The sequence below is a fragment of the Candidatus Aquicultor secundus genome (assembly GCF_002791875.1).
In the GTDB taxonomy this organism is placed as follows: Bacteria; Actinomycetota; Aquicultoria; order Aquicultorales; family Aquicultoraceae; genus Aquicultor_A; species Aquicultor_A secundus.
This window is the reverse complement of sequence record NZ_PFNG01000163.1, coordinates 1-8,262: the sequence shown is the minus strand read 5'-3', so window position 1 is coordinate 8,262 and position 8,262 is coordinate 1. Positions and strand designations below refer to the sequence as shown.

Below are 8,262 nucleotides of genomic sequence, written 5' to 3'. Positions count from 1 at the left end.
TTAATATCCCTTAAAAGCCTCATGCCCGCAGCTTTGTCCTGCGGATGTACGCCTGTAATCTCGGCGATAATCTTTTCCCTGGTAATCTGCTCATGGAGAGTATCCAGTGCGTGCTCAAGAATTGTGGGATGGTTGATGCAGTAATCCGCCAGAAATTGGCTGTACGAAAACAGCCGGGCCGCGATCTCGATAAAATCCCCGTGTGTAGTAAAAACACCGGGTGCGTTAAGCAAAAGTCGTTCAAGGTTCTTTGACGACCGCTCGGGATCGGGAGTTTTAGACGACATTTCTTTTATAACCGTATCCATAGCCGCTTCCATCTCCGTTTATATGTCTGCATACATCGACATTTTACCATCTTAGACTTAAAATCACTTTATGAAAATGATAGTGGCCATCATCAAGCACTTTAAGCTTGATGACGTAAAAGAAGCGATACTAAAAACCGGCATCCGCGGGATGACGGTCAAAGAAACGATGGGTTTTGGCAGGCAGAAGGGCCACATCGAAACATACCGCGGTTCAAGCTATGAGGTGCGCTTCCTTCCCAAGGTGCGCATCGAGGTCGTAGTGCCCGACAATCTTGTCGATGAAGTCGTTGAGACGATACAGCGAACCGCCCACACCGGCGAAATCGGCGACGGCAAGATCTTCGTCTACCCGGTTGACGAGGTTATTCGGATACGGACGGGCGAACGCGGTGAGGATGCACTATAACCTCATTCTCGTGCCGCTGCTCCTCTATATGCCGCCCATGATCGGGGTAGAGCTTTGACTATGAAGAAGTAACGGCCTAATGCTCGGTATATGTCGCCAGCGAAACGCCCGTTGGGAAAGGTCCCCCACGGTTAACGCCAATCCGGCCATCCGCTGCATCCGCCAGCACCTTTACCTTTGCGGTCTTCGTATCGCAAACCGCAAGCTGCACAAGTTCCCTCCAGGGTCCCGTCGATTCCGCTGCGGCAAACGGGGTGCGGTAGAACGCGAGATAGCGGCCGTCTTGGCTGCACCACATGTCCCTTATATAATAGTCCTTCTCTTTGGCGACCAGGGTTCTTTTACCGAGGGGGCTAATCCTCCAAAACCTGCTGTAATCCATTATGGGAATTTTATGGTAGGTGGCTTTGCCCTGGCGGTAGGTACGGTATGTCCTGAACGTCGTCCCCGAGACATAAGTGTCGGCGTAAAAGACATCCCCCGCATTTGCGATTGCCATCGCCACGGGCTCTTTAATATAGTGGTTTAGAGGCCCCACCACCTCTTTGCTATTAGGCACTGTTATCCCGCCAAGATTCCGGGCGTTAAAACGGATGCCGGACCTCTCACCTGACGGCATCTTCTCTTGATACTCCTGCGGGATAATGTCATAGCAGAGCAGCGTCGGGCCCTTCCAAAATCCAACAAACCGCGTATTGTCCACAATGTCTTTCACCTTATAACTACCGAGATCGAGCACGCCCAAATGCTGCGGTCTATAACAATCGACTCGGTTCTCTGAAATATCAACGATAACCGAGTTTGTGCCGGGAACCCACGCCTTAAGCAGAGCCTTGACAAAGTTGCCGTCATCCTGTGCGGCTTGGCTCGAATACATGGTTTTCACGTCAAGAGTATCGAGCGTGGCCCAATTGAACCCAAGTCCATAATGTTTTCTAATATAAGCAAGCGTAGTGCCGTCGGGCGACCAAACCGGTGAGTGTATCTCTTCATTGACGCACGAGCAGGTAAAACTCTCGGTTTTAGTCCCTTTCGCATCAATAAACGTAGTCTTCGATTTATGGGCTATATCGGAGACAACCTTTTTACTCCTCAAATCCATGACCTTCAATGTGCCCTCTGCAGTAAACGCCAGCCTACCGCTGATAGGCGAGAGCGCCACATCATCGATCTGCCCTTTGAAATCACCAAGCACCTCCCGCTTACTCCCATCCATCGAGACCTTGATAAGGCGGCTCTTGTTCGGCAAATCATACTGGTTGGTTCCGCCATATCCTTCGGGATAAATCACCCAGGTCTTGGATGGCTGAGCGGTTTTGTTATTAAGCTGGCGGACCGGCGTTTTAACGCATCCCGTCATAATCAACAAAAAAAGGGCAAACGAAAAACAGATGGTTGCAAGAAGCATCTTGAAGGAAGGGTGGTGGCTCATGTTTTCTCCTTCGCTGGATTGGTACTGTATTCTGATAATAGAATGCGGTTGGCCGTCCGTCAATAACAGAATGTATGCCGGTTGATCTTCGCCGGAATCCTGAAAGGACCGCTTATGGGAGTTTCTGAGAAAGTTCCCCAGGTGGCAGCCGGCCTAGCTCCAGTTAAATTCAAGAATGATTGTGGTACCGGCTGGGCCAGTAGCGAGGTAGAGATGATCGGCAAACTCAAGCATAATAGTAAAGCCAAAACCAAGAGTGCCCTTAGTAGAAAAGCCGAGCATAAGAACTGAGCGCGGCAGCATCGAGAAGTTGATGCCGGGACCTGAATCGGCCAGCTCGATCTGCAAAGCTTTGTCGGTGCGAATTTCCAACTTGCCTCCACCAGCATATTTGACGCTGTTTGTCAGAGCCTCCACTGCAGCAAACTCGACCTCATATCTGCGGCCGAGAGCCACTCCTCGACCTGCTAAGAATGTGTCAAGAAAAGCGCGGAGTGGATATATCTCTTCCGGCCTGGCCACGAATTGTCTAAGAACCGTCTGGCCCCGGCGCTGCTGCCCGATATCCTCATAGGAGCAAAGCATGAACTGGCCACCGGTTACAGCCATCATTGCATCGGCGTACACCTGCTTTTCTAGCTGCCGCTTTTTCTCAAGTATCTCTTCTGCCAGTTTGCGCTCGGTTACATCTTGAACCGTTCCGAGCCATCAAGTAAAACAATGCGGTGATCAATACTAAAAGGCTTATTTTCATATAAGGCTTCATCGATTGATTTCTTAACTAACTCCCTATCGTCGGGATGAGCGAAATTTAAGAACTGGGCAACGTGTTGTGCCTCGGCAAGACCGGCTTCGCTTTTCTCGAGCGCTTCCTCCACCCGTTTGTGGTCGGTAATATCTCGTACAATATTTGCGATTATTTTCCTTCCCTCAAATTCAACAACGCGAGCGTGTACATCCACAAACATAACAGTCCCATCTTTCTTTAAGTGGGCGGACTCAAACACAGCGCTGCCAGTTTTTAATAGAGACTCTATCCTGGATTTATTAATCTCGCATCGTCTGGTACAACCAGCTTTCGTAACGGCATAGCCATAATCTCTTCTCTCGTATATCCCCTGGTTTTATAGGCCGCTTCGTTAACATAGATGATCTTTCCTTGAGGGTCGTGTACGATGATAGAATCTATCGCGCTATCAAGCAGCAAAGATTTAAACTTTAGTTCCTGTTCTGCCTTCTTGAGCTCGGTGATATCCCTTAGCGATAGAACCGTGCCCTCAACAACGCCTGTGGTGCTATGAAAAGGCGAGGCATTTACGGATATGATTACCCGAGTACCATCAGGGCGTTCGTAAGCATGTTCTCCGCCGTGTGCTAGCATGTCTATCTCCATGATCTGAGATAAGAGGCGATCTTCCGCCTGAACGGGCTTCCCGCGGTTTCTCTTAAAACCGAGAATTCTCTCTGTAGTAGTGTTAACAAACACAATACGGCCATGTCGGTCTACGACGATAATGCCATCGGGGATGGTCTCGACCATTTGCTCTAGCTTTTCTCTTGAAAATACCTTTTTCAAGTTTCCCCCATGATCATATTGTTATTTATCTAGTTGCTTTCCAGGGTCACTTTAATCACCCGGTATGGGTACCAAATAGTTAATGAACCAATCTTTGGCGAGGCGTGCGACCTCCTCTAACGCTCCGGGTTCTTCAAATAAATGGGTCGCCCCCGGGATTATTACAAGCTGTTTTTCAGCAGGGATTTGCTTTAAAGCGTCTTCATTCATCTCAATAACCGGCTGGTCATTCCCACCCACGATTAAAAGCGTCGGCGCTTTAACATTAGGTAAAGCCGCCCCCGCTAAATCAGGACGACCACCCCTCGAAACAATTGCATAGATGATATCTGGATTGAGACTGGCCGCAATCAGCGCCGCAGCCGCACCAGTGCTGGCGCCAAAATAGCCGACCTTTAAATCCTTGGTGGAAGGATTATTAATTATCCAATCGGTGACTTGGGCAAGCCGATTGGCAAGTAATTTGATATCAAACCTAAGTTCGGCCGTTATCATATCAATTCTTTCTTCTTCTTCCGTCAAAAGATCAAATAATAACGTGGCAAGGCCGGAATCGTTAAGAACTCCGGCAACGTACCTGTTTCGAGGACTGAATCGGCTGCTTCCACTCCCGTGAGCGAACAAAACAATGCCTCGAGCGCCTTCTGGGATATCTAAATTCCCTTTAAGGCTGATAGTGCCAATCGGTATTGTGAGTTCTTTTTTGTTTTGGCTTGTATCTTCCATGTGTATTAACCACCACCTATTAGCCGCTTCTTGTATTTAGATTTTACCACCCTTGGCTTTTATTCCTTTTTATAAGCCCACCCACACCTCATCTACTTACCCTGCCGGCTACCTTTTCGATGGATAACCCCAAACCTTCGGATGTACTAATAACGGGTGATAGATTCCGGCAGAATCAAGGTATCTGAGTACATCTATTGCTTTAGGGTCAGCACGAAAGTAAAACGCCTTAGGCGTTTCCTGCCATTCTTTTTCATGATTGGTGATCGCACACTCAAGGTTAGCGATAACGGCGTCTGCAGAGCGCAAAACCGGCAATGTCGTGCCCCAGAAATATTCTGGCGGTCGATATGCTATTTCTTCGTTAACACCACGGCCAAGCATTACATCACCGATAAATGCCACAGTAATTTTTCTCGTCATTTTTATGATGTACCCAACTGTGGCGGTATCTAAGATTCAGCAATTAAGGGTTAAGTAACAGAGAGTAAAAAAAAGAAACCAAAGAGGCCCACTTAAAAGCGGGCCTCTTTGGTTTCTTTTGAGAACTATCTTTCGATTTTAGATATCGTTTTAGATATCGTAGTAGAGGTAGAACTCATGTGGATGCGGACGCAGACGAAGGGCGTCTACTTCGTTATCCCTCTTATACCGGATCCAGGCCTTGATAACATCCTCGGTAAAGACGTTGCCCTTGAGCAAGAACTGGTAATCGCTCTCAAGTGCGTTGAGCGCCTCATCCAATGCGCCCGGCATTTGCGGGATCTTCGCGATCTCTTCCGGCGGAAGCTCATAGAGATCTTTCTCCATCGGCTCTCCCGGATGAATCCTGTTTTCGATTCCGTCAAGACCGGCCATCAACATAGCTGCAAAGGCCATGTATGGGTTGCATGATGGGTCGGGGAACCTGACCTCTACCCTCTTGGCCTTCGGCGATGGTGAGTACATCGGGATACGGATTGAAGCCGAGCGGTTTCTTGCTGAGTATGCAAGGTTAACCGGGGCCTCAAAACCAGGAACCAGCCTCTTGTATGAATTTGTGGTCGGGTTTGTTAGAGCCGCGAGGGCTTTTGCGTGTTTGATGATGCCGCCGATATAGAAAAGCGCCATCTCGCTTATGCCGGCGTACTCGTTGCCGGCGAAGAGCGGCTTGCCGTCTTTCCAGAGGCTTTGGTGGGTGTGCATACCCGAACCGTTATCACCAAATAGCGGTTTCGGCATAAAGGTTGCTGTGCGACCGTTTGCCACGGCGACGTTCTTTACTATGTACTTAAAGAGCATGAGGTCGTCGGCGGTCTTGATCATCGGTCCGAACCGCATATCGATCTCGCCCTGGCCGGCGGTTGCAACCTCGTGATGCTGGGCTTCAATATAGATGCCGGCCTGCTGCATTACGGTAACCATATCGGCCCTGAGATTATCAAGGCTATCGGTCGGTGGTACCGGGAAATACCCTTCTTTGTGTCTCGGCTTGTAGCCAAGGTTTGGCTCTTCGTACGAACCGGTATTCCAAGTGCCCTCGATTGAATCGATGAAGTAGTAGCCCTCATGAGCATTCTGGTCGTACCTTACATCGTCGAAGATAAAGAACTCGGCTTCAGGGCCGAAGTATGCGGCATCGGCGACACCGGTTGATTTCATGTAATTAGTCGCCTTGGTTGCGATGTAGCGCGGATCGCGATCGTAAGGCTCTTTTGTGATCGGGTCGGCGATATCGCAGATCAGGCTTATGGTCGGATACTTTTTGAATGGATCCATAATGACGGTACTTGGATCCGGGAGGATAATCATATCGGATGCGTGGATTGATTTCCAGCCCCTGATCGATGATCCGTCGAATCCGAAGCCATCCTCAAAGCTCTCCTCACTTAGTTCGTCGATGGGAACCGCGAAATGCTGCCAAACGCCGGGCAGGTCGATGAATTTCAGGTCCACAAAGACAGCATTGTTTTTCTTGGCGAATGCCAATACTTCTTTAGGCGTTGTCATGCTTTCTCCTCCGTTAAATGTTATCGTTATTGGGGACGTTGTTTCCTGTGGGTCCTAAACGCTATTTAGGACCCACAGGAAACAACGTCCCCCTCACACACAGGAAACAACGTCCCCCTCACAGCATGGGCAGGTATTTGTTAAGCTCGAACTCGGTGACCTGGGCTTTATATGCATCCCAGTCGGCCTTCTTGTTTCTCAAGAAGTACTCGTAAACGTGATCTCCAAGGGCTTTTCTTAATAACGCGCTGTTCTCAGCGATTTTTATTGCCTCATAGAGGTCCTCAGGCAACGTGCCGATACCGGCGGCCGTGCGCTCCTCGTTCGTCATCTCGTAAATGTTATCGCTCGCCTCGGGTGGAAGTTCATAGCCCTTCTCGATTCCTTCAAGACCGGCGGCAAGCATCACCGAAAATGCCAGGTATGGGTTGCAAGCGGGATCGGGGCTTCTCAGCTCAATCCTTGTCGCCGTCTCTTTGCCCGGCTTATACATGGGAACTCTCACGAGCGCGCTTCTGTTGCGGCGGCTCCAGCAAATATAGACGGGCGCTTCATAGCCCGGAACGAGTCTTTTATATGAATTGACCCACTGGTTAAGAACAACCGTGATCTCGCCTGCATGCTTCAGGATGCCGGCGATGTAACTTTTTGCTTCCTTTGAAAGGTTGCGCTCATCCTTAGGATCGAAAAACGCATTTGCATCGCCTTTGAAAAGCGATTGGTGGGTATGCATACCGCTACCGTTCTCACCATAGATGGGCTTCGGCATAAATGTGGCATATACGCCGGATTCCTGCGCGATTTGCTTTACCGCCAGACGGTAGGTCATAACGTTATCAGCCATCGCCAGGGCGTCGGCGTATCTTAAATCGATCTCATGCTGGCTCGGAGCGACCTCGTGGTGGGAATACTCGACTGTGATGCCCATGCTTTCAAGGGCGAATATCGTTTCTCTTCTGTAAGGGGTCGCAAGATCGAGTGGGGTGAGGTCAAAGTAACCGCCTCTGTCCAGCACCTCTGTGCCGTTACTGTCCTTGAAGTAGAAGAACTCGAGTTCAGGGCCGACGTACATGGTGTATCCCATTTTGGCGGCTTTTTCGAGATTCCTTTTCAAGACATACCGCGGGTCGCCGTTAAACGGTTCGCCGTCAGGAGTCTGAATATCGCAAAACATCCGGGCGACCTTTACATCTTTCGACCAGGGGAGCAGCGCAAAGGTATTGGGGTCGGGAACCGCGATCATGTCGGATTCTTCGATGCGGGTAAATCCCTCGATTGATGAGCCGTCAAAGCCCATCCCCTCTTCAAATGCCAGCTCAAGCTCAGCGGGGGCAATCGCAAAGCTCTTCAAGAAACCCAGAACATCGGTAAACCAAAGACGGATAAACTTCACGTCTTTGTCTTTGACGATCTTTAAAACGTATTCTTGATCTTTTTTCAAAGGCTAACACCCTTTACGATTATAATCCTTTTCAACCAACTAATTATACAGCTAAATAACCAGCTAAAAAGGATTATATAGCTCAAATGTTACGATTATGTTACATCAGGATTAATTTGTTATTACGATTGGAATAAACGGTGCTCAGGCAAGCGGATGAACAGGAAAAACCGTCAAACTATAGTCAAAAATTATAAAAAGGCTCGATTGGTGAGCCCTTCTTATTATATCCGTATGATGCACAATTATGGAAGCATCTGCGAGATTATTTTAGCTGCTCCGGGACGGATTGCCGTTGCTTCTTTAGGGGTTACTTCTTAAACCTGTACGTCCTTGTGGACACACAACCCGACCACCGGGTCTCAATCCTCTATCTACCGA

At 49.0% G+C, this 8,262-nt stretch carries 10 protein-coding genes; 1 reads left to right on the top strand and 9 read right to left on the bottom strand.

Features of this window, described 5'->3' with window-relative positions:
- Positions 1-308, bottom strand: a 308-nt coding sequence (locus tag COY37_RS06755) for a hypothetical protein (protein WP_286976925.1), incomplete at its 3' end; no start/stop codon positions are given.
- Between the two features lie 70 nt (positions 309-378).
- On the opposite strand from COY37_RS06755, the gene COY37_RS06750 reads away from it, so the two are divergent.
- Complete coding sequence (locus tag COY37_RS06750) at positions 379-717, top strand: P-II family nitrogen regulator (RefSeq protein ID WP_286678260.1); 339 nt, start codon at positions 379-381, stop codon at positions 715-717.
- Between the two features lie 76 nt (positions 718-793).
- Here COY37_RS06750 and COY37_RS06745 read toward each other — a convergent pair whose 3' ends face one another.
- The 8 genes from COY37_RS06745 to glnA (COY37_RS06710) form a co-directional block, all read right to left on the bottom strand.
- A complete protein-coding gene (locus COY37_RS06745) occupies positions 794-2,149 on the bottom strand; it encodes a hypothetical protein (RefSeq protein ID WP_286678259.1) in 1,356 nt (451 codons plus the stop codon).
- A 153-nt stretch (positions 2,150-2,302) separates the two neighbouring features.
- Positions 2,303-2,776, bottom strand: a complete 474-nt coding sequence (locus tag COY37_RS06740; RefSeq protein ID WP_286678258.1) for an ATP-binding protein — start codon at positions 2,774-2,776, stop codon at positions 2,303-2,305.
- Between the two features lie 56 nt (positions 2,777-2,832).
- The gene (locus COY37_RS06735) at positions 2,833-3,156 is read right to left on the bottom strand and encodes a PAS domain-containing protein (protein ID WP_286678257.1); all 324 of its coding nucleotides are present in this window, start codon (positions 3,154-3,156) and stop codon (positions 2,833-2,835) included.
- A 26-nt stretch (positions 3,157-3,182) separates the two neighbouring features.
- The gene (locus COY37_RS06730) at positions 3,183-3,725 is read right to left on the bottom strand and encodes a PAS domain-containing protein (RefSeq protein ID WP_286678256.1); all 543 of its coding nucleotides are present in this window, start codon (positions 3,723-3,725) and stop codon (positions 3,183-3,185) included.
- 51 nt (positions 3,726-3,776) lie between these two features.
- A complete protein-coding gene (locus COY37_RS06725) occupies positions 3,777-4,451 on the bottom strand; it encodes a dienelactone hydrolase family protein (protein WP_286678255.1) in 675 nt (224 codons plus the stop codon).
- A 108-nt stretch (positions 4,452-4,559) separates the two neighbouring features.
- Entirely contained in the window at positions 4,560-4,874 is a 315-nt protein-coding gene (locus tag COY37_RS06720; RefSeq protein ID WP_286678254.1) for a CapA family protein, read from the bottom strand.
- A gap of 150 nt (positions 4,875-5,024) precedes the next feature.
- The gene (gene glnA, locus COY37_RS06715) at positions 5,025-6,440 is read right to left on the bottom strand and encodes a type I glutamate--ammonia ligase (RefSeq protein WP_286678253.1); all 1,416 of its coding nucleotides are present in this window, start codon (positions 6,438-6,440) and stop codon (positions 5,025-5,027) included.
- 118 nt (positions 6,441-6,558) lie between these two features.
- On the bottom strand, positions 6,559-7,881 hold the full coding sequence (glnA, locus tag COY37_RS06710; protein WP_286678252.1) for a type I glutamate--ammonia ligase: 1,323 nt from the start codon (positions 7,879-7,881) through the stop codon (positions 6,559-6,561).
- Positions 7,882-8,262: the final 381 nt, after the last annotated feature.

Excerpts from the sequence above, each read along its gene's own strand:
- COY37_RS06750 (WP_286678260.1), top strand. The coding sequence starts at position 379 with ATGAAAATGATAGTGGCCATCATCAAGCACTTTAAGCTTGATGACGTA.
- COY37_RS06745 (WP_286678259.1), bottom strand. The coding sequence starts at position 2,149 with ATGAGCCACCACCCTTCCTTCAAGATGCTTCTTGCAACCATCTGTTTT.
- COY37_RS06725 (WP_286678255.1), bottom strand. The coding sequence starts at position 4,451 with ATGGAAGATACAAGCCAAAACAAAAAAGAACTCACAATACCGATTGGC.
- COY37_RS06720 (WP_286678254.1), bottom strand. The coding sequence starts at position 4,874 with ATGACGAGAAAAATTACTGTGGCATTTATCGGTGATGTAATGCTTGGC.
- glnA (WP_286678253.1), bottom strand. The coding sequence starts at position 6,440 with ATGACAACGCCTAAAGAAGTATTGGCATTCGCCAAGAAAAACAATGCT.